This is a genomic window from Caldicellulosiruptor acetigenus (assembly GCF_026914305.1).
GTDB classification, from domain to species: Bacteria; Bacillota; Thermoanaerobacteria; order Caldicellulosiruptorales; family Caldicellulosiruptoraceae; genus Caldicellulosiruptor; species Caldicellulosiruptor acetigenus.
The window spans coordinates 1,295,460-1,319,290 of record NZ_CP113866.1 but is presented as its reverse complement, the minus strand read 5'-3'; the positions used below and the strand labels follow the sequence as shown (position 1 = coordinate 1,319,290).

Genomic DNA, 23,831 nt, shown 5'->3' with positions numbered 1-23,831 from the left:
TCCTTTTCTCCTCCAAGCAATAAAGCCATTAAAGAAGTTTTTTGAGTTCAAATATTTTGTCCCTTACTTTTGCGGCCTTTTCAAACTCAAGTTCTATAGCAAACTTTTTCATCTCCTGTTCAAGTTCCTTGATATATTCTTCTATCTCTTCCTTTGTCATATTTTCTACAATCTCTTTCTCCACAACTTCGTATTTCTCTTCCTCTTCAGCCACAGACACTGTCGCCTCAATTATCTGTCTTATACCTTTTCTTACAGTTTGAGGTATAATTCCGTGTTTTTGGTTGTATTCTATCTGAATTTTTCTACGTCGGTTTGTCTCATCAATAGCTCTTTGCATAGCGTTTGTAATTCTATCTGCATACATTATAACCTTTCCATCAACATTTCTTGCAGCGCGGCCAATTGTCTGAATAAGCGAAGTCTCTGACCTCAAAAAACCTTCTTTGTCAGCATCTAAAATTGCAACAAGTGACACTTCGGGAAGGTCAAGGCCTTCTCTAAGCAGATTTATCCCCACCAGCACATCAAACTTGCCAAGGCGCAAATCCCTGATAATCTGCATACGCTCAATTGTATCTATGTCTGAATGCATATATCTGACCCTGATTCCCACATCTTTTAAATACTCAGTAAGACTTTCAGCCATCTTTTTGGTAAGGGTAGTAACAAGCACTCTCTGGTTCTTTTCTACTCTCTTTCGTATCTCACCAATCAGATGGTCAATCTGACCCTGTACAGGATGAACCTCAATTTCAGGATCAACAAGCCCTGTCGGTCTTATAATCTGTTCAACAATGCGTGAAGATTTTTTGAGCTCATACGGTCCGGGTGTTGCACTTACAAAAATTACTTGGTTGAGCTTTTCTTCGAACTCTTCAAATGTCAATGGTCTGTTATCATACGCAGATGGAAGTCTAAAACCATATTCAACAAGGGTATCTTTTCTTGCTTTGTCGCCATTGTACATAGCTCTTACTTGAGGTATTGTAACATGCGACTCATCAATGAACATTATGAAATCTTTTGGAAAATAATCAAGCAAAGTATACGGTGGACTTCCAGGTGGTCTGCCAGTTAAATGCCTTGAATAGTTCTCTATCCCTTTACAAAAACCCATTTCCTGAAGCATCTCTATGTCATAGCGCGTTCTCTGCTCAAGCCTCTGAGCCTCAACAAGCTTACCCATACTTCTTAGCTCTTTTAGCCTTTGTTCAAGTTCTTCTTCTATACTTTTTATCGCTCTTTTCAATTTCTCAGCTGTTGTCACATAGTGAGATGCTGGAAATATTGCAACATGGTTTCTTCGACCAATTACCTCACCTGTTACAACATCAAACTCTGTGATTTTTTCTATCTCATCCCCAAAAAATTCTATTCTTATCGCCCTGTCCGTATTAGATGCAGGGAAAACTTCAAGTACGTCTCCTCTTACTCTAAATCTTCCTCTTCTAAAATCAATGTCATTTCTTTCATACTGCATTCTTATAAGCTCTCTTATGACCTCATCTCTGTCTTTTATCATGCCAGGGCGCAAAGAAATAGTAAGATTTAAATAATCCTCAGGACTGCCCAAACTGTAAATACAGGATACACTTGCAACAATTATAACATCTCTTCTTTCAAATAAGGCAGATGTAGCTGAGTGTCTGAGTTTGTCAATCTCTTCATTTATAGATGAATCCTTTTCAATGTACGTGTCAGTTTCCGGAATATAAGCTTCAGGCTGATAATAGTCATAGTAACTTACAAAGAATTCTACTGCATTTTCTGGAAAAAATTCTCTAAACTCACTACAAAGCTGTGCTGCTAAAGTCTTGTTATGTGCCAGCACAAGCGTTGGTCTTTGAACATTCTCTATGACCTTTGCCATTGTGAATGTCTTGCCAGACCCTGTAACACCTAAAAGGGTCTGAAATTTTTCACCTTTTAAAATTCCTTCTGTTAACATCTCTATTGCTTTTGGCTGGTCGCCAGTTGGTTTGAAGTCTGAAACAAGCTTAAATTTTTTCATTTCAAATCACCAAATTTTATTTTATCTCATTTGTTCTCAAATTTCAAACGTATGTTTGGAAAATCTATGCTGCAGTATGCTCAATAATCTGTATGTTTGAAGGCCTTTGGATAAAGTTTTTTGTACATTTCATAACTTTTGAAAACCCTTCTCACAAAATGGTTTGTTTCTTTAAAAGGAATTTCTGTAACTTCGATGGTATACCTTTTTATGTTCGATAGCCATTTATCAACATTTGTCAAGCCGGCGTTGTATGCAGCTACTGCAAGCTTTATATCACCATTGTAGTAATTTATGAGATATTTTATATACCATGAACCAAGCTTTATATTGTAGTCAGGGTCATAGAGATTTTCATCTGAATACTGGACTTTAAGCTTTTGAGCAACCCACTTTGCAGTTGAAGGCGAAAGCTGCATAAGTCCAACAGCGCCTTTTCTTGAAACTGCATACTGGTTAAAGTTACTTTCAGATTTTATTATTGCACATATCAAATATGGATCTACTCCTATTTCACTGCTATATTTACTTATACTTTCAGAAAACTTCAGAGGATATATTTGCTTTAGAACAAAAAAATAAAATCTTTCAAAGAATAAAAGAAGAACAAGGAGTAAGACTATTATTGTAACCTTCTTCTTCAAATCAACCCATCCTCTTTTAGATATTTTTTTATTACACTTTTTAACTTTTCAATGTCAAAATTATTCACTATAACCCTGTTAGCAAGCTTCTTATGGCTCTCTAATACTTTTTGCCTTTCTAAAAAAGATTTTATCTCCTTTTCACTCCATCCATTTCTTTTTATTATTCTATCAACCAATAAATTTTCTTCTGCCTCCACAAACCACACAACCGAACAGAGTCTGTTGAGTCCTATCTCAAATAAAAGCGCAGCATCTATGACAGTCGGGTATTCTTTAAAGACCTCTAAAACCAAGTACTTTACCCTTTCAAAAATAAATTCATGAGTTATTTTATTTAAAACCTCAAAACGGGATTTGTCAGCAGTAACTAAAGCTCTCAATCTGTTTCGGTCTATTTTCCCTGATACCAATATTTCTTCCCCAAAAACATCAGTTAACTTTTTCTTGAGTTCTTCGTTTTCTTCCAAAAGGGTATGATATTCTTTGTCAACATCAATTACTTTAAAGCCGTAACTTTGCGCTAATATGCTACTGATGGTACTCTTACCCGAACCCATCTTCCCTGTAATTCCCAAAACTCTATTTTGTCTCATACCAATTCAGTCCTTCTTTCACCTCAACCACCAGAGGCACTTTTAAATCTACTGCATTTTCCATCTCTCTTTTTACTATTCTTTTTACTATATCCTTTTCTTCGTATGGGGCTTCAATTAAAAGCTCATCGTGTACCTGCAAAATTATTTTTGATTTAAGATTGTTTTCTTTAAGTTTCTGATACACCTTAATCATTGCCAATTTCATGATATCAGCAGCACTGCCCTGAATTGGCGAATTCATTGCAATCCTTTCGGCATAGCCCCTTAGATTTCTGTTTGTAGATTTTATGTCCTTTACGTATCTCTTTCTGTTAAACAAAGTCAAAACAAATCCATTATCACGAGCAAACTTAACAGTATTATCTAAATACTCTTTAACTTTGGGATAACGCTCAAAATACTTGTTTATAAACTCTGCAGCTTCTTTTCGCGAAATTTTTATATCTCTTGCAAGACCATAATCAGAAATCCCATAAACTATACCAAAATTCACTGCTTTAGCTTGACTTCTCATCTCTGGAGTAACATTGGCTATGTCTACACCAAAAACCTCAGCTGCTGTCTGCGAATGGATGTCAACATTGTTTTTGAAAGCACTTATAAGTCTTTCATCTTCAGAAATATGGGCAAGTATCCTCAGTTCAATTTGGGAATAATCTGCATCAATCAGTACATGTCCTTCTTCAGGTACAAAAACCTTTCTTATCAATTTCCCCTCATCATATTTTACAGGTATATTTTGTAAATTAGGATCGCTACTTGCAAGTCTTCCTGTGGCTGTACCTGTTTGGATAAAGGTTGTATGAACTCTGCCCGAAGAAGGATTTATTGCCTGAAGTAATCCCTGACAGTAGGTTGTTAGTATCTTTGTATACATCCTGTAGTCCAGAATAAGAGGAACTATTTCATGTTTGTCAAAAAGCTCTTCTAAAACCTCGGCATCGGTGGAATATCCTGTTTTTGTCTTTTTTATTACAGGAAGTTTTAGCTTTTCAAACAAAATGTAAGAAAGTTGTTTGGGTGAATTTATATTAAACCACTCACCCGCAATCTGGTATATCTGCGTTTCAAGTTTTAATATTTTGCTTTCAATCTCCTTGGTATACTGGAGCAAGGCATCTCTGTCTACCTTAAATCCTGTTTTTTCCATCTCATATAGAACCGGGATAAGAGGTCTTTCTATATTCTCATACAGAAACTGGCATGAATTTAAATCTATTAATCTTAAAAGTTCATCCCATAACCGTTTTAGAAGTACTACAGAGACTATCTTTTTATCTTTTCTTACAGCTTCTATATCAGTGTTCAAGTAGGATACAAACAACGTTTCTAACTCATATGAACTTCTTGTGCTGTCAAGAACATAAGAAGCAATCATTACATCCTCGCAATTTTTAATATTATCTGTGTCTTTCAAGTTGAGTTGATGAAATATATTTTTTAAATCATACACAATTTTCACAGTGTCACTTTTTAAAATCTCCTCTACCAAATGTCTATCCCTTGTTACAAACACAGTATTACTTTCTTGGTCATACAGATAAAAACACTTTTCGTCAGGTACAAACATTAATGGAATCTCTTTTGATCTTATTTGTGAAATACTTTCAAGCTCTTTTTGCTCTACGTCAGGAATATCAGTTTGCTGCTGAACAAATTCAAATTGAACTACTTCTGATAGTCCCAACCGTTTTATTATACTTTTGAACTCTAACTGGACCAAAATCTCATAAAGCCTTTCCTTGTTCCACTCTTTTGTTCTTAAGTCTTCAAGTTTAACATTTAGTGGTAAATCACATACAATTGTTGCTAAGCGCTTGGATAAAAACGCCATGTCTTTTCCCGCTTCCAACTTTTCACGGATAGAACCTTTAATTTTATCTAAATTTTGGTATATCTCTTCTAAAGATGAATACTCCTCCAAGAGCTTCTGGGCACTTTTTTCGCCAATTCCCTTCACCCCGGGAATGTTATCTGATTGGTCTCCAACAAGCGCTTTATAATCAGGCACTTGATTTGCCCAGGCTCCATATTTTTCTTTTATATTTTCAATGGTGTACAAATCTTCCATTGTCCTGTCAAACTTCGTTGAGACAATCTTTACAACCACGTTTTTGTCAAGTAACTGAAGAGTATCCCTGTCACCTGTAATAATAACAATATCCAAACCAGTATTTTTGAACTGGTTAACAAGTGAGCCGATTACATCATCTGCCTCATATCCTTCAAACTCAACAATTGGAATGTTAAGGGCATAAAGAATTTCTCGAACATAAGGAATTTGTACTTGAAGGTTATCCGGCATAGGTTTTCTGTTAGCTTTGTATTCTTGGTATTCGCTTTTTCGTGCCTCTCTTCCTCTCTTGTCAAATGCTACAGCAACATAATCAGGTTTTTCTTGTTCTAAATATTTTAATATCACATTTACAAACCCATAAATAGCGTTTGTTGGAATATTGTTTGAGGTTGTCAGTTCAGGAAGAGCAAAAAAGGCTCTGTACAAAATACTGTTTCCATCGAATATAACCAGTTTCATCTTCTATCTTCCCTTTCATTAATTCTTAAAAGTTCTTCTTTTTTGAATGAATAGTTGTTTTTATAAAAGTGTTCATACTTAAAATCATAGTATAGAAACAATAAAGCCTTTAAGTCATTGCTTGTTTTATAGTAGCTTAAATCTTCATAGTAGTTGAAGAGAAACCTGTACAGCTCATAACAAATATATATTGTTAGGGCTTCATTTGGATACATTCCATTCTCAAATTTTCTATCAAACTCTTCTATATTCATCAAAGTCTCATCTGTGAAAAATTTATAGTTTCTTATAACATGCCATTCTATCTCACCGATGAGTCTTTCAATAGAAGTTTTTATTTCTCTTCCTGTTAAAGAACAGAGCTTAGTATAAAGAAGTAAAATATAAGGCAGATGATAATAAGTTTTTATTGAGGTTAACATAAGATTTTTATTGTAAAAGTTAAAATAAATATTTTCTTTTGTGGACAATAGTTCTATGTTTTCTTGAAGACTTAAAATTTCACTTTTATTAAGCTCGCTTAAAATTTTTATATAATAAAAACAGGAAGATTGTAACGAGGATGTATAGGAAAGCTCGAAATTCATAAGCTTTCTGGGAAGATATAAAAAATAAAGTTTTAACATCTTTGCTGGAATGCCAAGTGATAATCGGTACTTTCTCGCAATGTCTATTTTTGAATACTTCATTATATCTACTATACCAACGTATTTTGGATTGTTTGCCAATTCTAAATTAAGTCCTGCTTCAAAAGATTTTAATCTTGGATTAAAGTTTTCAACGCAATCATAAATTGAACTTCCTTTCTGTACCTTGACTTCTATTTTTATATTTGAGCCTTTCTTTATCCTCGACGTCGGTAGTAAATTTTGAAAACAAAAACTATTCTGTTTTTCATCTATCCAGAACGAATGGAAAAACCCTATACAAAATAAGTTTTCTTTTATCTTTGTGGCAAATCTCAAATATGTTTCATCCAGTTGTAAAATGCCGCAAACTTTTAATAGAAAATATGAATCTTTAGTTCTCAAAAGTATAATTTGTGTATTCGAGTTGTTACACACAAGTCCCTTCTTTCCTCTTTGAAGCCTTGGCATAAAAACAATTTCTGCTTCTTGAATGTCAAAAGCTACTCCTATGTTATTAACTTCACAGCTGTCAGTAAGAGAAAGCTTTGCAGTAAAACCATCCTTTTCATTTATGATTTCATACGAAACCTTTTTCAAACCTCGACCAGCTTGTGTAAATACATCGTTTAAAAAAATATATGAAGGAATGTTTGTTAGCATTCTTTTCTTATACCTCTTTGACATTCCTATAAAATTATTATACCATAAAAATACCCTAAGCCATCCCAATAAACTACCAAAGATGACTTAGGGTACTCTCAACTTTACTTTTCGAACCTATTTTTTCTCGAACATGTCCTTGCCAACACCGCAAATAGGACAAACCCAATCGTCTGGCAAATCTTCAAACTTTGTTCCCGGCGCAATACCGTTTTCTGGGTCTCCATTTTCGGGATTGTACTCGTAACCACATATACTGCATACCCAAATCTCCACTTTAAACACTCACTCCTTTTTTAGAAATTTAAACTGTCAAATAATTTATACCTCATTTTTCTTTTCTTAAAACACAAATTTTATTCAATCTCTTTATCACCTATATCAGTTCGATAGAACATATTTTCAAAATGAATTTTTCTGACCTCTTCATACACCTTCTCTTTCGCTTCTTTTAGCGTCTTTTCTCTTCTTACTACATTCAACACCCTTCCACCAGCAGTTTTTATCTTACCGTCTTCCTTTTTCGTATTTGCATGAAACACTATGGTCTTTTCATCAAGATTTTCAAATCCACTTATTTCAAAGCCAGTATCATATTTGTCCGGATATCCTTTTGATGCGAGCACAACACACAAAGAATACTCTTGTTCAAACTTTGCCTCCATACCCTTTAAATTTCCTTCTCTCGCCTTTATCATTATTTCCATAAGTTCACTTTTCATAAGTGGTAAAATTGCTTGGGCTTCTGGGTCTCCAAAACGTGCATTAAATTCTAAAACCTTTGGACCCTCTTCTGTCAGGATAAGCCCTCCATATAGTACTCCTTTGAAAGGCCGCCCTTCCTTTCGCATGCCATACACTGCTCTGAGCATTATGTTTTCTAATATATCTTCAAAAATAGCTTTATTGACAAGTTTAGACGGTGAAAAAGCACCCATTCCACCTGTATTTGGTCCCTTGTCACCATCAAGTGCCTTTTTGTGGTCTCTTGCTGTTGTAAGAGGAACGATATCTTTGCCATCAGAAACAACAAACACTGAAACTTCCTCGCCCAAAAGATAATCTTCAATAACCACTTTGTTGCCTGCAGCTCCAAAAAACTTTTCTTTCATAATAAGATTCAAGGCATCAACTGCCTCTTGCTGATTATTTGCAATAATCACACCCTTGCCAAGAGCAAGCCCATCTGCTTTTATAACAACCGGATATTGTGATGTTTGATTTATAAATCTTACGGCATCTTCAAGACTGGTAAACACCTCATACCTTGCAGTTTTTATCCCGTATTTTTTCATTAAATCTTTTGCGAACGCCTTGCTACTTTCTATCATCGCAGCATCTTTTGTAGGTCCAAACGTCTTTATACCAAAAGATTCAAGATAGTCAACAATCCCGTCAGCCAGTGGATTGTCAGGACCAATAACTACAAAATCTATTCCTTTCTCTATACAAAAGTCCTTTATCTTGTCAAACTCATTTACTTTAATATCAGCACACTCAGCTATTTCGCTTATTCCTGCATTGCCTGGAACGCAGAACAACTCTTTGTAACCTTCATTGTATATCTTCCATGCAATAGCATGTTCACGTCCACCATTTCCTACAATTAGCACTTTCATGGCTAAAATACCACCTCTTTCTTAATGCCTAAAATGTCTCATTCCTGTGAACACCATAGCTATATTGAACCTGTTTGCCATTTCAATAGAATCCTTGTCGCGGATAGAACCACCTGGCTGGATAATAGCACTAATTCCTGCTTTGCCCGCAGCTTCAACACTGTCTGAAAACGGGAAAAATGCGTCTGATGCAAGCACTGCTCCTTTTAAATCAAATCGTGACCTTGAAATTGCATGTTCAACAGCCCATATTCTATTTGTCTGACCCATTCCAATGCCCAGGGTCATTTTATCCTTTGCTACAACTATAGCATTCGACTTCACATGTTTTACAACCTTCCAGGCAAAGATTAAATCTTCCAATTCCTTTTCTGAAGGTTTTCTTTCTGTGACAACCTGAAACTGGTCTGCAAGAAGCATTCTATCCTTTTCTTGTATTAAAGCACCACCGTTTACAGATTTTATATCATAGAAAGTATCAGTCTTTTCCAAAGATGCTAATTTTAAAACTCTCAAATCTTTTTTAGAACACAGGATGGAAAGAGCATCCTCGTCAAATTCTGGAGCAATGACAATTTCAAGAAATATCTTTTTGAGCTGCTCTGCTGTATCCTTGTCAACCTTTCTATTGAAAGCAACAATCCCGCCAAATATTGATACCGGGTCACTTTCATACACCTTTTTGTAAGCCTCATTGATATTCTCTGCTGACGCTACCGCACATGGGTTGTTGTGCTTTATAGCAACGCAGGTGGGTTCATCAAACTCCTTCAAAAGCTCTATAGCACTATCACTGTCAAGGATATTGTTATACGAAAGTTCTTTACCATGAAGCTGCGTACAATTCACAATATTTGATGTTTCGATGAAGGGTAACGATATCTTATAAAAACATGCCTTCTGGTGAGGATTTTCACCATATCTTAAGTTCTGCAAAAGTTCAAGTGGGACTGTAAAATACTTAGAAAACGACTGGTCTTTTCGCACATGTTTGAAATAGTTAAAAATCATTGAATCATAATACGAGGTGTATTCAAAAACTTTTGTGGCAAGATAAAATCTTGTCTCAAAAGAAACCTCTCCATTTTTTTCTATTTCCATTGCTACTGTATCGTAATCTTCAGGGTCAACTATTACTGTTGTGTATTTGAAGTTTTTTGCAGCTGCTCGAATCATGGTGGGCCCGCCTATATCTATATTTTCTATAACGTCATCAAGCGTAACATCTTTCTTGAAAATAGTCTCTTTAAACGGATAAAGGTTAACCACAACCATGTCAATTGGCAGAATATCCAGTGCCTTTAAAGTTTCTAAGTGTTCTCTATTATCCTTCATTGCAAGAATTCCTGCGTGAATATTTGGATGAAGAGTTTTTACTCTGCCATCCAAAATCTCTGGAAAACGGGTCACATCAGAGATATTTATAACCTCAATCCCATTTTCGGTCAAATACTTCATAGTACCGCCCGTTGAGATAATGTCATATCCAAACTCTTTTAGCTTTTTTGCAAATTCCACTATACCGTTTTTATTGTAAACACTTATAATTGCCCTCTTGTTCATATTTCAATTCCCACCTTTTTTAAGATTTCCTTGTCCTTTATGATAACTTTTCTGCCTACAACTTCTATCTTATCTTCACAAAGAAGCTTTATAGCTAAAGGATATATTTTCCATTCAACCTCTTCAAGTACCCTCTTTTGAAGAGTCTCTGGAGTATCATCTTCCCTTACATATATAGCTTTTTGCAAAATTATCGGACCACCGTCAGGTACTGCATCAACAAAGTGGACTGTTGCACCTGTCACCTTCATTCCATATTCTAACACACTTCTGTGAACGTTTATGCCATACATACCTTTACCACCAAATGCTGGAAGCAAGGAAGGATGAATGTTTACAATTCTGTTCTTGAACTCTTCCACAAAATACTCTGAAAATATATAAAGGAAACCTGCTAAAATGACGTAATCAATTTTTTGACTTTTAAGAAAGTTTACCAAATATTTTTCATACTCCAAAGAAGAGGAAAAATCTCTCCTGGATATATAAATTGCTTGAATACCGTTTTTTCTTGCCCTTTCAAGTGCATATGCATCTTTTTTGTTGGATATGACACATGAGATAGTAGCTGGTATCTCTCCAATTTTAATCTGGTCAATGATGGCCTGAAGATTAGAGCCAGAACCTGAAACAAATACAGCTAATTTTTTCATTTCAAAACAACTCCGTCTTCACCTTTTTGAATTGTACCTATTACCCATGCATTTACTTTCTCTTGTTCTAATATCTCTAATGTCAAATCCACATCTTCTTTAGAAACTATTAGAACCATACCTATTCCCATGTTAAATGTTGAAAACATCTCTCTTTCTTCTACTTTTCCATGTTCCTGAATCAACCCAAATATAGCAGGCTCTTCCCAGCTGCCTTTTTCAATGACGGCAGAGTAACCTTTTGGAAAAGCACGAGGTATATTTTCAAAAAATCCACCGCCTGTTATATGAGCTATTCCTTTGACATTTACCTTTTCAAGCACTTTCAAAACAGGTTTTACATATATCCTTGTAGGCTTCAACAGCTCTTCCCCAAGTGACAATCCAAGCTCTTCATATGTCTTTTCAAGCACTTTGGGATTTTCGTCTATCCCAAAAACTTTTCTTACAAGTGAATAACCATTGCTGTGAACACCACTTGAAGCAAGTCCAATTAGTACATCTCCTGTGTTTACATCTTTGCCATACACCGCTTTTTGTCTTTCTACAATTCCAACCGCAAACCCTGCCAAATCGTACTCATCCTCTTTGTAAAATCCTGGCATCTCAGCAGTCTCTCCGCCTACAAGCGAGCATCCAGCAATTTTGCAACCTTCTGCAATGCCTTTCACAATGCTTGCAACCTTGCTACTGTTTAGTTTACCACATGCAACATAGTCTAAAAAGAAAAGAGGTTTTGCACCATGGCACAAAATATCATTCACGCACATGGCAACACAGTCTATCCCAACAGTGTCGTGCTTATCAAGGTAAAACGCAATCTTCAGTTTAGTACCAACTCCATCTGTGCCAGAAACCAAGATATATTCAGAACTTCCAACATTCAAAAGATACATACTCCCAAAACTTCCTATATCAGTAATGACATTTGAATCAAAAGTTTCTCTCGCCAAACCTTTAATCAGATTCACTGCTTTGTAGCCTTCCTCAATGTTCACTCCCGCATCTTTATATGTGGTCATTCTTCAAACACCCTCTTCAAGAATATATTTATTAAAATTCTCTGGTATCTCGGTTACATACTCCCCGCTAAAACATGCTGTACAAAACTGATGGATTCTCCCCTCAAAGACCTCATTCAGCCCATTTAAGCTCAGGTACTCTAATGAGTCAGCGCCTAAAATCCTTGCAATCTCCTCAGTTGAGTAGTTTGCTGCAATTAGTTCTTTCCTGTCAGGTGTATCAATACCGTAGTAACAAGGAAAAACAACTGGGGGCGAGCTTATCCTGAGATGGACCTCTGATGCCCCTGCATCCCGCAGCATTTTTATAATCTTTCGCGATGTTGTTCCCCTTACGATAGAATCATCAATTAAAACTACTCTTTTGCCCGCCACATTGCTTTTTAAAACATTGAGCTTTATTTTCACAGCTATTTCTCTTTGGGTCTGCTCGGGTTTTATAAATGTTCTTCCTATATATCTATTTTTTATAAAACCTTCTGAAAATGGAATGCTAGCTTCTTCGGCAAAACCAATAGCAGCAGTTGTCCCAGAATCTGGCACACCAATTACAATGTCACAGTCCACATAAGACTCTTTGCAAAGTTGTTTCCCAAGCCTTTTTCTTATTTCATAAACGCTTATTCCTTCCAAGTATGAATCAGCCCTTGCAAAGTAGATAAATTCAAATACACATAAGTGTTTAGTACCATTTTCATATTTTATACTCCTAATACCATTTCTACTTACCGAAATTATCTCCCCTGGTTCGACATCTCGGATATATTCTGCTCCAATAGTGTCCAGAGCACATGTTTCTGACGCAAAACAAATACTATTGTTTATCTTTCCCATTACCAGTGGTCTTAGACCATAAGGGTCTCTTACCGCAATAAGTTTGTTGGGTGTTAAAATCAGGAGAGAATATGCCCCTTTTATTTCATTCATAGTTTTTAAAATGGCTTCTTCGATATTTTCGGATTTTATTCTGTTGCGAGAAATCAAACTTGCAATAACTTCAGAATCAATAGTTGTCTGAAAGATTGCTCCTTCCTGTTCAAGTTTCTCTCTTATTATATGTGCATTGACAAGATTGCCATTGTGGGCAAGAGCCATATGACCTTTTCTGTATTTTATGACAAGAGGCTGAGCGTTTTCCCTGTCACTCTTGCCTGTAGTAGAATACCTTACATGACCAATTGCTGAATATCCTTTAAGATGATTGAGCACAACCTCGTTGAAAACTTCATTGACAAGACCATTGTCTTTATGATAAATGATATTCCCCGCGTCGTTTACAGCAATACCGCTGCTTTCCTGGCCTCTGTGTTGAAGAGCATAAAGTCCAAAATAGGTAATCTTTGCAACGTCCAGCTTACCATCCGGGCAATATATGCCAAATATCCCACAATGGTCTTTAAAATTCTCTTCTAACTCTTTAAAGCACATGGTATTGCCTCCTGATATATTCTCTCCACCTCTTTTAAGTCCAAATGAATATCTTTATCATTTATTTTACCATTTATTATATACTCATCTGTTACTCTTCCTACTACAGTAAACTCAATGTCATCTAATATATCCTGTATTTTTCTTAAATTTTCTTCTTTAAACGTAACCACAAATCTTCCCGGTGTCTCACTGAAAAGATAAAAATCTTCTCTTAGCTCTGTTTTGATTTGTAGCTCGGCACCTTTTGAACCTCTTATTGCGCTCTCTATAAGCGCAATTGCAAAACCTCCATCCGAAATATCATGAACAGAGCTGAAAAGTCCTTTGTTTATACATTGTAAGACCTTGTCACATACTTTTTTGTGAAGTTTCAAATCGAGTTTTGGCACCCTACCAGAAACTATTCCATGATAAAAACTTAAATATTCGCTTGCTCCAATATCATCTGAGGTTTTTCCAATGACCGCAATTAAGTCACCTTCATTTTTAAAGAAAATATTAACAGCTTTTTCAATATCATCAATAACGCCAATCATTCCAATTACAGGTGTAGGGTAAATAGGCCCTTCTTCTGACTGGTTATAGAATGATACATTTCCACCAGTTACAGGAGTTTCGAAATACTCACATGCCACTTTCATTCCTTCAATTGTCTTAACAAACTGGTAATAAATTTCCGGATAGTGCGGATTTCCAAAGTTAAGTCCATCTGTAATTGCAAGTGGTTTTGCTCCAACAGCCACTATATTTCTATAACTTTCTGCCAATACAAGCTGAACTCCTTCGTACGGATTCAAATAACAGTATCTGCCGTTACTATCTATTGTGACGGCAATTCCTTTCTTTGTCCCTTTTATTCTCAAAAGACTTGCATCATGACCAGGCCTTATAACAGTATCTGTTCTGACCATATGGTCATACTGGCGATAGATGTATTCTTTGCTTGCAAGGTTAGGATTTGAAATCATCTTGTAAATAACCTCGTTTAAATTATTTGGCTGGGGAATTGAATATATATCAAACTTTTCAGCCTCTTTTATTATGACTGGCTCTTTTATTTCTCTGACATATGCTGGCGCATGAGCAAGTGCCTTTGCAGGAACCTCTGCTAAAGTCTTGCCATTTTCAAGAACCCTGAGCATGCCATCATCTGTTACTCTTCCTATCTTTACTGCATGAAGTCCCCATTTTTCAAATATTTTATATACTTCTTCTTCTCTTTCTTTTTTAACAATGACAAGCATTCTCTCCTGTGACTCTGAAAGCATAACCTCAATTGGGTTCATACCTTCTTCTCTTTTTGGAACAAGTGCTACATCTATCTCGATGCCTGTTCCTGCTCTTGCAGCTGTTTCACACGTCGAAGAAGTAAGCCCTGCTGCACCCATGTCCTGAATACCAACCACTGCATCTGTTTGAAAAAGCTCTAAACATGCTTCTAAAAGGAGCTTTTCCATAAATGGATCTCCAACCTGCACAGCGGACCTTTTCTCCTCTGACTCAGCTGTAAGGTCTGTTGAAGCAAATGTAGCACCACCCATTCCATCTCTGCCTGTTGTATGACCAACGTAAAATACAGAGTTGCCTACTCCCTGTGCAACTCCTCTAAATATTTTATCTTTCTTCATAATGCCTACACACATGACATTGACCAAGATATTGTTCTTGTAAACAGGGTCAAACGTGGTCTCACCACCTACAGTGGGAATACCTACACAGTTGCCATATCCTGCAATACCAGCTACAACACCTTCAAACAAGTATTTTGTTCTACTATCATTGAGACTGCCAAACTTGAGCGAATCCAAAAGAGCTATTGGTCTTGCTCCCATTGTAAATATATCTCGTATTATCCCGCCAACTCCTGTTGCTGCACCTTCGTATGGTTCTACTGCTGATGGGTGATTGTGACTCTCTACTTTAAAACACACTGCATATCCATCACCAATGTCAACAATCCCTGCGTTTTCTCCTGGACCTTGAAGTATATGTTCACCTTTCGTAGGAAGATTTTTCAAAAATGCTTTTGAGTTTTTATATCCACAATGCTCAGACCACATAACCCCAAAAAGATTAAGCTCAAGCTCATTTGGTTCTCTACCCAGAATTTCCACAATCATTTTATACTCATCGTATGTCAGGCCTACTTCTTCGTAAAGATGTTTTTTCAAAACCTCTCACCTCGACTTTAAATAATTGACAATGCTTAAAAATACTCTTTTACCATCTTCACAACCAAGGATTTTCTCGCTGCTTCTTTCAGGATGAGGCATCAGTCCAAAAACATTTTTTTCCTTGTTACATATACCTGCTATATTTAGAATAGAACCATTGGGATTTGTTTCATCATTGACGTTGCCATATTTGTCACAATACTGCAGCACAATCTGCTGATTTTGAATCATTTGTTTTAATGTTTCATCATCCACAACATAGTTACCCTCACCATGGGCAATAGGCAGGTTTATTACCTCTCCTTCTTTGTAGAGATTAGTAAAAGGAGTATTTGTATTCACTACCTTTACGTACTGGTCACTGCAAATAAACTTAAGATTTTTGTTTCTTATCAGCGCACCTGGCAAAAGATGACTCTCTGTGAGAATCTGAAACCCATTGCATATACCTATCACAAGTCCTCCGTTTTGTGCAAATTCTTCTATTCTTGGCATCACTCTTGAAAACCTTGCTATTGCTCCAGCTCTCAAATAATCCCCGTACGAAAATCCGCCAGGCAAGATTATACAATCAAACCCCGTTAATTTTTCATCACTGTCGTGCCAAATATACTCGACATCTTCATTTATTACATCTTTAATAACATGAAAACAATCACTGTCACAGTTAGAACCTGGAAATACTACAACACCAAACTTCATCTCTTACTCCTCCGAAATGTTAAACTTGTATTCTTCCATGACAGGGTTGCATAAGAGCTTTTCACACATAAGTTTTACTTGTTCTTCTGCTTTTTCTATATCATTCTCATTTAGATATACCACAATATATTTTCCCATTCTGACTTTTTCTACATTATTAAATCCCAGGCTCTTTAAAGAATTTAACACAGCAATGCCTGGTGGGTCTGAAATTGATTTTTTTAAATATACAAAGATTTCTGCCTTGAGCATTCCTATTTCTCCTTTCAAGTAAGTATTTTGAACTTGTTTACTTTTTATCCAAGCCAAGTCTTCTTAATATTTCCATATATGCCTCTTCCACGTTTCCAAGGTCTCTTCTAAATCTGTCCTTATCAAGCTTTTCCTTAGTTGTAGTATCCCAGAACCTGCAGGTGTCTGGAGAAATCTCATCAGCCAAGATTACCTCTCCCTTGTACCTGCCAAATTCAAGTTTGAAGTCGATAAGGTCAATGTTAACTTGTTTTAGATAATTTCTGAGCACATCGTTAATTTTAAAAGAATACTCTTCAATCTTCCTAATTTCCTCTTCGGTTGCAAGTTCCAAAGCTAAGATATGGTATTGATTTACCTGAGGGTCGTGAAGGGCATCGTTCTTGTAACAAAATTCTAAGATGGGTCTTTTCAAAATCGCTCCTTCTTCAAGTCCAAGTCTTTTGGACAATGAACCTGCAGCTATATTTCTCACGATAACCTCAACTGGAATTATCTGCACCCTTTTAACAGCTGTCTTTCTCTCATCAATCTGTTCAATAAAATGTGTGGGAATTTTGTTGGACTCTAATATTTTGAAGAAATGGTTTGATACTAAGTTGTTAACAACTCCTTTATTATTAATTATACCTCTTTTTGTACCGTCGAAAGCTGTTGCATCATCTTTGTATTCAATCACAACAACATCCGGATTGTCAGTTTCATAAACCTTTTTTGCTTTGCCTTCATATAAAAGCTTTGTAATAACATAACTCATTTTAAAGGCCTCCCAATTATCAATTAGTGTAAATGTTAAAGCCTTCTTTGAAAAATAGCAATGTATATTTATGCAATACCTGGATTTTTAAAGGGGAGCAATCTGTATGCTCCCCTTTTCTTTTAGTGTGCAATAACCATAAATCTCAAAATAAAGAGTATAGCAAGAATGTATGTTACTGGATGAATCTCTTTTGCTTTTCCTCTTAAGAGTTTAACCAGAACGTAGAATATAATACCTGCTGAAATACCATTTGCAATACTGTAAGTAAACGGCATAATTACAATTGTCAAAAATGCCGGAAGAGCTTCTTCAAAATCGTTAAAGTCAATCTTTTTTATAGAGCTTATCATCATGACACCAACAGCAATCAAAGCTGGAGCAGTTGCCTGGGATGGCACAAGCCCTATAAACGGTGCAATAACCAATGCAAGGATAAATAAAATACCTGTGACCAAGGATGTAAGACCTGTTCTTCCACCTTCTTCTATACCGGCAGCACTTTCAATGTAGGTTGTGACAGTAGATGTACCAAATATGCTACCGACAACTGTAGCAACAGCATCAGACATCAATGCCCTGTCCATATTTGGAATATCTCCTTTTTCATCAAGCATCCCAGCCTTATCAGCAAGACCTACAAATGTCCCGATGCTATCAAACATATCTATGAGAGTAAATGTCAATATCACCGCAAAAAGACTAAGAAGAACCGCACCTATGCCGCCTCCTTGGCCATGTGCCGCAAACAAACCTGCAAAGTCAAAGTTGAAGGCAGAGACTTTAAATGACTCCAGCGAAAATTTAAATTTCGACAAATCCACAATTTTCAAAGGAAAGCTTATTACTGTGGCTATAATTATTCCAATAATAATTGCGCCTTTTACTCTTTTTGCAATCAAAATACCGATAATTAAAAGTCCTATAAGAGCAACAATCGCACCACGTGAAGATATTATTGCTGAGTTTATATTCGGGTCATTTGTCAAAGACTTAAAAGCAGATGTAAAATCGCAGAACTTTGGAAGTTTGGAACCGGGATCTATTACTACTATTCCACTGTTTATAAATCCTATAAAAGCTATAAAAAGTCCAATACCTGCTGTCATGGCATGTTTTAAAGATTGAGGTATAGAACGAACTATAGCTTGTCTGAGGCCAACTGCCGTGATGATAACAAATATAATACCTGATATAAACACTGCTGCTAATGCCTGCTGTGGAGTATATTTCATTTGAAGGCATACAGTGTAGGTAAAGAAAGCGTTAAGCCCCATCCCAGGTGCAAGAGCAAATGGAAGATTAGCATAGAGTGCCATTATAAGCGTTCCTACTGCTGCACCAATACATGTTGCAAAAAATACAGCATGCTTGTCAAGCCCCGTTGTGCTAAGAATAGAGGGATTGACAAAGATTATGTACGCCATTGTGATAAATGTAGTAAAACCTGCTAATACCTCTGTCTTTACATCAGTTTTTCTTTCTTTGAGCTTAAAAATATTCTCTAACACAAATATACCACCTTTCTTCGAACATTTTTTAAATATAACATCCGAATGTTTGGTATCTACAAGTACATATTATCAAAGCAAAAGCCTTTATGTCAATAATTAATTGTGAACAAAATTAAAATGTACTTAAATAATATTCGGAATGATAATATACAAAAAAACAGGTCACACCTTTCCTTTAAAAGGTATAACCTGCCTTTTAAATCTTTTTAAATTCTTTAATCGTTAGTAGTTGTATCAATAGGAGTACCTAAGGTTACCTTAAAATCCTTTGTTTGTCCATCTCGCAACACTCTTATGGTTATTACATCGCCAATCTTATGATTTGAAAGTATTGACTGAATATCTGAAAATGTTGTAACTTTCTTCCCATCTATCTGCAAAATTATATCCCCTTCTTTTAAACCTGCTTTTGCTGCACCTGTACCTGGATAAATCCTTGAAATATACATCCCCATAACGTTACCAGACCTGTCATAGTACTCCATAACAGATATACCTATGGTCGGTCTTAAAACCTTTTTATATTTCATCAAATCATTTATAATCGGTTTTACATAGTTTATTGGAATAGCAAAGCCCATTCCTTCAACACCTGTTTGAGAAATCTTTGCTGTGTTGATACCAATAACTTCACCACTGCTATTTACAAGTGCTCCTCCACTGTTACCTGGGTTTATCGCGGCATCAGTTTGAATCAGCGGAATCTGAATACCATTTCCCATATCAAGCTTTCTATTGACCGCACTCACAACACCAAATGTAACTGTTCCAGCAAACTCTTGCCCAAGAGGATTTCCTATTGCAACAACAAACTCTCCAACTTTTACTTTTGATGAGTCTCCAAGTGGAGCAACAGCCTTCACATATTTCGGGTCAATTTTCAAAAGCGCTATGTCACTCAAAGCATCAGTCCCAACAATTGTAGCCGGCACTTCCTTTTCGCCAGATAGAATTACTGTAACAGATTTCGCACCTGAAACCACATGGTTATTGGTAACAACATAACCATCTTTACTAATTATAACTCCAGACCCCTCACCAATTGTAATTTCCTGTTCTTCATCTGTCCACCAGTTATAAGCTGTTCCTTTGTTTTTAATTCCCACAACAGCTGGACCAACCTTTTGTGCCACATCTGTCACAAAAGAACTGTTACCAGAATTGAGTACAACTGTTTTTGTAATAGGTTCTGTGGTGGTGGAATTATTCAAGTTGAAACTATTCAACGTAGAGTTAATATCATTTTTGAAATTATTAAAGTTTACACCAAAATATGCCATAAAGAATATTGAGATTAGTAATGCGCCTATGAGACCTCCTATAAGCCCTGCAACTATATACTCTTTTACTGATTTTTTCTTTCTTATTGTTTTGGGAATTTCAAAGTTAATAGGGCTGTAAGATGGCTGATAGTTTGGAGTTTCAAAATCAAATTTATCTGTCATCTTTGTTCACCTCTCACTTTGTTTTTTCACTTATAATTCTACCCCTTGTTTTTGAAAAAATTATTAACGAATTGTTAACAAATAATAAAAATTATTTTAAATCAAGCGTAAATGTAAACTTTGAGCCAACACCTTCCTCACTTTCAACCCAGATGTTCTGTTTATGAAGCTTTATAATCTCTTTTACAATTGAAAGCCCTAACCCAACCCCATTTTCAAGGCTTCTTGACTCATCAACCTTATAAAACCTTTCCCAGATAAGCTTTTGTAACTTTTCAGGAATACCCACGCCTGTATCCTGTATTGTTATATAAGCTTTACCATTTACTACTTCAGAATATATATAAATCTTCCCGCCAACCTTGTTATACTTTATAGCATTGTCAAGAAGATTGTGAACAACCCTGCTTATCAAATCCCTATCTGCCTTGACAACAAGTTCTTCGTCCACTTGCAGAGTTACATCTATTTCTTTTTCTTCTATCCGCTTTTCAAACTTAATTAGCTCCTCCGCAATCACAGAATAAATCTTAAATTCGCTTAAATTAAGATTTATTTTCCCCCACTCAAGTCTTGACAATTCTAAAAGTTGATTAATCAAATTGTTAAGCTTTATGACTTCCTCTTTTACAAGGGTCAGATAAAAATCTCTTTTGTCATCTGGAATGGTCTTATCCAATATACCTTCCACAAATCCTCTTATAGAGGTAAGAGGAGACCTGAGCTCATGTGACACATTCGAGATAAAACTTTTTCGCATCATCTCCAAGTTTTCTAATTTTTCGGTCATATAATTAAAAGATGAGATAAGCTCGCTAATCTCGTCATCACTATTGTTTGGAATAGGAATTTTTTGTGAAAAATCACCTTCAGCTATCTTTCTTGAAGCCTGTGCAAGCTTTTTAATGGGAGTGATAATCCTTTGAGTCAGTGCATATGTTATTATCAAAACAACTAAAACTTCGAACAATGTAATAAGCCAAATTATCCTGTTGTACATCTTTAACGTCTGCCTTATTTCATCAGTTGAGGTGATAAGAAGTAGCCCTGACACAACATGGTTATTTATCACTACTGGATACCCTATCACAAGATATTCTCTTTTTATCATATCCCCTATAAGAAGCTTTTTTACAGCAATCTCGCCTTCAAAGACCTTGTCTCTTATCTTTCTTAGATTTAAATCATCTATATACACCTGTTCATCCGAGTTTAATATTACATTTGCATTTTTGTTTATCAATAGGATTGAAGCATTCAGATAATCTCGTAAAAATCTAATCTCGAACCTAAGTCTATCCTGTTCCAAAAACCCTGTTATATACCAAAGAGCAAGTCCAGTTGCTATCTTTTCAGCTTCACGAACAAGCTGAGTCTGTTTTTGAGATACAAAATAGTTTTCTGTCAGGTTATTGAGCACTGTCCCAAAAATTAAAAATCCAACTGCAATTATGATTGTATATGTCACCACAAATTTAAAATATATAGATTTCAATTCTTTTCACTTCCTCAACAAAGCCTAAATTTCAAACTTATAACCCACACCCCATACAGTCTTTATCTTCCAAGGATATTTGTCCTTTTCAATCTTTTCTCTTATTCTCTTGATGTGTACATCAACTGTTCGAGTGTCTCCAACAAAGTTGTAACCCCATATATGGTCAAGAAGCTGCTCTCTTGTGAACACTTTGTTGGGATGTGATGCTAAGAAATACAAAAGCTCTATCTCTTTCGGCGGCATATCTATTACTTTATCTTCAAGTTTCACCTCATATGTAGTGAGATTTACTGTCAGATTTGGATATACAACAACCTTTTCATCATTGACTTCACCCTGTGTTCTTCGCAGCACCGCTTTTATTCGTGCAATTAGTTCTTTTGGATCAAACGGTTTTACAATGTAGTCATCTGCTCCCAACTCCAATCCAAGTACCTTATCAAATGTCTCGCCCTTTGCAGTGAGCATTATAATTGGAATGTTACTAATCTTTCTGAGTTCTCTACAGACTTCATATCCATCCTTTTTGGGCAGCATAATGTCCAGTATTACAAGGTCGGGCATTTCATTTTTGAACATAGCAATTCCATCCATACCATTGTGAGTAACCACCACTTCAAACCCTTCTTTTTCTAAGTAGAGCTTTATTACCTCACATATCTTTACATCATCATCAATGACAAGGATTTTCATCCTATCCCTACCTCTCCTCTACACGACTTTATATATTTCATCTATTGGTAAATCATTTATATAAGTTTTTTCTCCGCTTTTAGAAACAAATTCTATACTTGGTTTTTCCACAATTTCTCCAACTATGCAGCATTCAATGTCACTTTCTAAAAGCTTTGTTACAAGTTCATCTGCCTTACTTGTTGTAATTAACATACTTCCACTTGAGATAAGCTTATATGGATTTAAATTAAAAAAAGCGCACACTTTCTGAACTGCACTACTGAGATTTATCATATTTTCATATATTACTGCACCTTTACTTGATGCTCTGCACACCTCATATATAGCTCCAAAAAGTCCGCCTTCTGTAATATCATGCATACTGGAGGCATATTCTCTTGCTATCATCCCTTCCTTTACAACACTTAATTTTTCTACAAAGCTTTCTATTTCTTTTTCTTCGTGGCTATTTAATATATCTTTCAGTTTTTCTTTATATTTGTTATATAAAATAAAAGTACCTTCTAAACCTATTGTTTTTGTGATAACAATTTTATCACCCGGTTTTGCTCCCCCTGTAGAGATAAGAAGCTCTTTTTTTACCTTTCCAAAACCAGTTGAAACAATCAATGGTCTTGTAACTGCAGTTGTCACTTCGCTATGTCCGCCCAAAAGAATCACATTTAATTTATCGCAAGCATATCTTATTTGACTCAATATATTTGCAAATTCATCCTCATCACTTCCGGGAGGAAGAAGCACAGTAGTAAGTACCCCAAGTGGCTGTGCTCCAGCTGCCGCCAAATCGTTACAGGCAACAACCACCGACAAAAAACCACTCATACTGTCGCCTGCTGTAATTGGGTCGGTGGTAAGAACAGCTATTTCTCCTTCGATATCCACAGCAGCACAATCTTCTCCAATATTAGGAAGCAATAAGATATTTTTATTGGTCCTTAAGTTGCTAAAGACATGCTTCTGCAGTATCTCTACGGGTACCTTCCCTATATCCAAAAAGAAGACCCCCTTTGCCTCTTCAATTTAAAATACTCTATCTGGCAAAAATATATCAAACATCCCTACAACAAAAGAGGTAATCAAGTTAGCTATAATGGGTACTTTAATACCTGGTACTGACATATTACCAAAATACAAAATAGCAAAAGTTACCAAAAAAGCAATTATTCCTCTTCCTATAGGGGTTCTATAAAGTGTTGTTATTCTCTCAATTATATATGTTATCACAGATATTGCTACAATTAAAGCTATTCCTATCATCCAATTGCTGAATACAAAGTTAGGGTAGATGAGCTGCATCAAAAGCATCATAAAAGAAGCAACAACAAATCTCACAATTATACCAAGCCAGCTTGCATACCTTTTTTCAGTTTTTTCACTCATAACAAAAGCACCTCCTATTTGTAGGTTAACCAACTTATAATGC

General features: G+C 35.9%; 21 protein-coding genes. All 21 read right to left on the bottom strand.

Going from position 1 to position 23,831, the window contains the following annotated elements:
• Nucleotides 1–28: 28 nt before the first annotated feature.
• The 21 genes from uvrB to OTK01_RS06425 all read right to left on the bottom strand — a co-directional run bounded on the left by uvrB (nucleotide 29) and on the right by OTK01_RS06425 (nucleotide 23,788).
• On the bottom strand, nucleotides 29–2,014 hold the full coding sequence (uvrB, locus tag OTK01_RS06525) for an excinuclease ABC subunit UvrB (protein WP_029227659.1): 1,986 nt from the start codon (nucleotides 2,012–2,014) through the stop codon (nucleotides 29–31).
• Nucleotides 2,015–2,094: 80 nt separating this feature from the next.
• Nucleotides 2,095–2,658 carry a lytic transglycosylase domain-containing protein gene (locus tag OTK01_RS06520; RefSeq protein ID WP_014042286.1) on the bottom strand — a complete coding sequence of 188 codons (564 nt, stop codon included), beginning with the start codon at nucleotides 2,656–2,658 and terminating at the stop codon, nucleotides 2,095–2,097.
• Nucleotides 2,655–3,254 carry a dephospho-CoA kinase gene (coaE, locus tag OTK01_RS06515; protein WP_014042287.1) on the bottom strand — a complete coding sequence of 200 codons (600 nt, stop codon included), beginning with the start codon at nucleotides 3,252–3,254 and terminating at the stop codon, nucleotides 2,655–2,657. The genes OTK01_RS06520 and coaE overlap by 4 nt, the downstream gene beginning before the upstream one ends.
• The gene (gene polA, locus OTK01_RS06510; RefSeq protein ID WP_029227660.1) at nucleotides 3,241–5,793 is read right to left on the bottom strand and encodes a DNA polymerase I; all 2,553 of its coding nucleotides are present in this window, start codon (nucleotides 5,791–5,793) and stop codon (nucleotides 3,241–3,243) included. The genes coaE and polA overlap by 14 nt, the downstream gene beginning before the upstream one ends.
• Nucleotides 5,790–7,082 (bottom strand): hypothetical protein, encoded by a 1,293-nt coding sequence (locus tag OTK01_RS06505; protein ID WP_029671844.1) that lies wholly within the window; start codon nucleotides 7,080–7,082, stop codon nucleotides 5,790–5,792. The genes polA and OTK01_RS06505 overlap by 4 nt, the downstream gene beginning before the upstream one ends.
• Nucleotides 7,083–7,199: 117 nt before the next feature.
• A complete protein-coding gene (rd, locus tag OTK01_RS06500; RefSeq protein WP_013430239.1) occupies nucleotides 7,200–7,358 on the bottom strand; it encodes a rubredoxin in 159 nt (52 codons plus the stop codon).
• Between the two features lie 80 nt (nucleotides 7,359–7,438).
• Nucleotides 7,439–8,701 carry a phosphoribosylamine--glycine ligase gene (gene purD / locus OTK01_RS06495; RefSeq protein WP_029227661.1) on the bottom strand — a complete coding sequence of 421 codons (1,263 nt, stop codon included), beginning with the start codon at nucleotides 8,699–8,701 and terminating at the stop codon, nucleotides 7,439–7,441.
• 21 nt (nucleotides 8,702–8,722) lie between these two features.
• Nucleotides 8,723–10,264 (bottom strand): bifunctional phosphoribosylaminoimidazolecarboxamide formyltransferase/IMP cyclohydrolase, encoded by a 1,542-nt coding sequence (gene purH, locus OTK01_RS06490; protein ID WP_029227662.1) that lies wholly within the window; start codon nucleotides 10,262–10,264, stop codon nucleotides 8,723–8,725.
• The gene (gene purN / locus OTK01_RS06485; protein ID WP_029227663.1) at nucleotides 10,261–10,917 is read right to left on the bottom strand and encodes a phosphoribosylglycinamide formyltransferase; all 657 of its coding nucleotides are present in this window, start codon (nucleotides 10,915–10,917) and stop codon (nucleotides 10,261–10,263) included. The genes purH and purN overlap by 4 nt, the downstream gene beginning before the upstream one ends.
• On the bottom strand, nucleotides 10,914–11,939 hold the full coding sequence (purM, locus tag OTK01_RS06480; protein ID WP_013432713.1) for a phosphoribosylformylglycinamidine cyclo-ligase: 1,026 nt from the start codon (nucleotides 11,937–11,939) through the stop codon (nucleotides 10,914–10,916). Before purM ends, purN begins: the two co-directional genes overlap by 4 nt.
• A gap of 3 nt (nucleotides 11,940–11,942) precedes the next feature.
• On the bottom strand, nucleotides 11,943–13,367 hold the full coding sequence (gene purF / locus OTK01_RS06475) for an amidophosphoribosyltransferase (protein ID WP_029227664.1): 1,425 nt from the start codon (nucleotides 13,365–13,367) through the stop codon (nucleotides 11,943–11,945).
• Nucleotides 13,349–15,541, bottom strand: a complete 2,193-nt coding sequence (purL, locus tag OTK01_RS06470; RefSeq protein WP_029227665.1) for a phosphoribosylformylglycinamidine synthase subunit PurL — start codon at nucleotides 15,539–15,541, stop codon at nucleotides 13,349–13,351. Before purL ends, purF begins: the two co-directional genes overlap by 19 nt.
• 6 nt (nucleotides 15,542–15,547) lie before the next feature.
• Nucleotides 15,548–16,246, bottom strand: coding sequence for a phosphoribosylformylglycinamidine synthase subunit PurQ (gene purQ, locus OTK01_RS06465; RefSeq protein ID WP_014042296.1), 699 nt, complete (start codon nucleotides 16,244–16,246; stop codon nucleotides 15,548–15,550).
• Between the two features lie 3 nt (nucleotides 16,247–16,249).
• A complete protein-coding gene (purS, locus tag OTK01_RS06460; RefSeq protein WP_029227666.1) occupies nucleotides 16,250–16,498 on the bottom strand; it encodes a phosphoribosylformylglycinamidine synthase subunit PurS in 249 nt (82 codons plus the stop codon).
• Between the two features lie 37 nt (nucleotides 16,499–16,535).
• Nucleotides 16,536–17,255, bottom strand: a complete 720-nt coding sequence (gene purC / locus OTK01_RS06455; RefSeq protein ID WP_029671845.1) for a phosphoribosylaminoimidazolesuccinocarboxamide synthase — start codon at nucleotides 17,253–17,255, stop codon at nucleotides 16,536–16,538.
• A 122-nt stretch (nucleotides 17,256–17,377) separates the two neighbouring features.
• Nucleotides 17,378–18,766, bottom strand: coding sequence for an NCS2 family permease (locus tag OTK01_RS06450; protein ID WP_029227668.1), 1,389 nt, complete (start codon nucleotides 18,764–18,766; stop codon nucleotides 17,378–17,380).
• Nucleotides 18,767–18,984: 218 nt separating this feature from the next.
• Complete coding sequence (locus OTK01_RS06445; protein WP_029227669.1) at nucleotides 18,985–20,214, bottom strand: S1C family serine protease; 1,230 nt, start codon at nucleotides 20,212–20,214, stop codon at nucleotides 18,985–18,987.
• Between the two features lie 91 nt (nucleotides 20,215–20,305).
• Nucleotides 20,306–21,709 (bottom strand): sensor histidine kinase, encoded by a 1,404-nt coding sequence (locus OTK01_RS06440; protein ID WP_013403177.1) that lies wholly within the window; start codon nucleotides 21,707–21,709, stop codon nucleotides 20,306–20,308.
• Between the two features lie 24 nt (nucleotides 21,710–21,733).
• On the bottom strand, nucleotides 21,734–22,405 hold the full coding sequence (locus OTK01_RS06435; protein WP_029227670.1) for a response regulator transcription factor: 672 nt from the start codon (nucleotides 22,403–22,405) through the stop codon (nucleotides 21,734–21,736).
• Nucleotides 22,406–22,423: 18 nt separating this feature from the next.
• Nucleotides 22,424–23,401, bottom strand: coding sequence for an AIR synthase family protein (locus OTK01_RS06430; RefSeq protein WP_029227671.1), 978 nt, complete (start codon nucleotides 23,399–23,401; stop codon nucleotides 22,424–22,426).
• 27 nt (nucleotides 23,402–23,428) lie between these two features.
• On the bottom strand, nucleotides 23,429–23,788 hold the full coding sequence (locus OTK01_RS06425) for a phage holin family protein (RefSeq protein ID WP_013403174.1): 360 nt from the start codon (nucleotides 23,786–23,788) through the stop codon (nucleotides 23,429–23,431).
• Nucleotides 23,789–23,831: the final 43 nt, after the last annotated feature.

What these genes read in the sequence shown, in the direction of transcription:
- uvrB (WP_029227659.1), bottom strand. Translation starts at nt 2,014, where the DNA reads ATGAAAAAATTTAAGCTTGTTTCAGACTTCAAACCAACTGGCGACCAG.
- coaE (WP_014042287.1), bottom strand. Translation starts at nt 3,254, where the DNA reads ATGAGACAAAATAGAGTTTTGGGAATTACAGGGAAGATGGGTTCGGGT.
- polA (WP_029227660.1), bottom strand. Translation starts at nt 5,793, where the DNA reads ATGAAACTGGTTATATTCGATGGAAACAGTATTTTGTACAGAGCCTTT.
- OTK01_RS06505 (WP_029671844.1), bottom strand. Translation starts at nt 7,082, where the DNA reads ATGCTAACAAACATTCCTTCATATATTTTTTTAAACGATGTATTTACA.
- purD (WP_029227661.1), bottom strand. Translation starts at nt 8,701, where the DNA reads ATGAAAGTGCTAATTGTAGGAAATGGTGGACGTGAACATGCTATTGCA.
- purH (WP_029227662.1), bottom strand. Translation starts at nt 10,264, where the DNA reads ATGAACAAGAGGGCAATTATAAGTGTTTACAATAAAAACGGTATAGTG.
- purN (WP_029227663.1), bottom strand. Translation starts at nt 10,917, where the DNA reads ATGAAAAAATTAGCTGTATTTGTTTCAGGTTCTGGCTCTAATCTTCAG.
- purM (WP_013432713.1), bottom strand. Translation starts at nt 11,939, where the DNA reads ATGACCACATATAAAGATGCGGGAGTGAACATTGAGGAAGGCTACAAA.
- purF (WP_029227664.1), bottom strand. Translation starts at nt 13,367, where the DNA reads ATGTGCTTTAAAGAGTTAGAAGAGAATTTTAAAGACCATTGTGGGATA.
- purQ (WP_014042296.1), bottom strand. Translation starts at nt 16,246, where the DNA reads ATGAAGTTTGGTGTTGTAGTATTTCCAGGTTCTAACTGTGACAGTGAT.
- purS (WP_029227666.1), bottom strand. Translation starts at nt 16,498, where the DNA reads ATGCTCAAGGCAGAAATCTTTGTATATTTAAAAAAATCAATTTCAGAC.
- purC (WP_029671845.1), bottom strand. Translation starts at nt 17,255, where the DNA reads ATGAGTTATGTTATTACAAAGCTTTTATATGAAGGCAAAGCAAAAAAG.
- OTK01_RS06445 (WP_029227669.1), bottom strand. Translation starts at nt 20,214, where the DNA reads ATGACAGATAAATTTGATTTTGAAACTCCAAACTATCAGCCATCTTAC.
- OTK01_RS06435 (WP_029227670.1), bottom strand. Translation starts at nt 22,405, where the DNA reads ATGAAAATCCTTGTCATTGATGATGATGTAAAGATATGTGAGGTAATA.
- OTK01_RS06425 (WP_013403174.1), bottom strand. Translation starts at nt 23,788, where the DNA reads ATGAGTGAAAAAACTGAAAAAAGGTATGCAAGCTGGCTTGGTATAATT.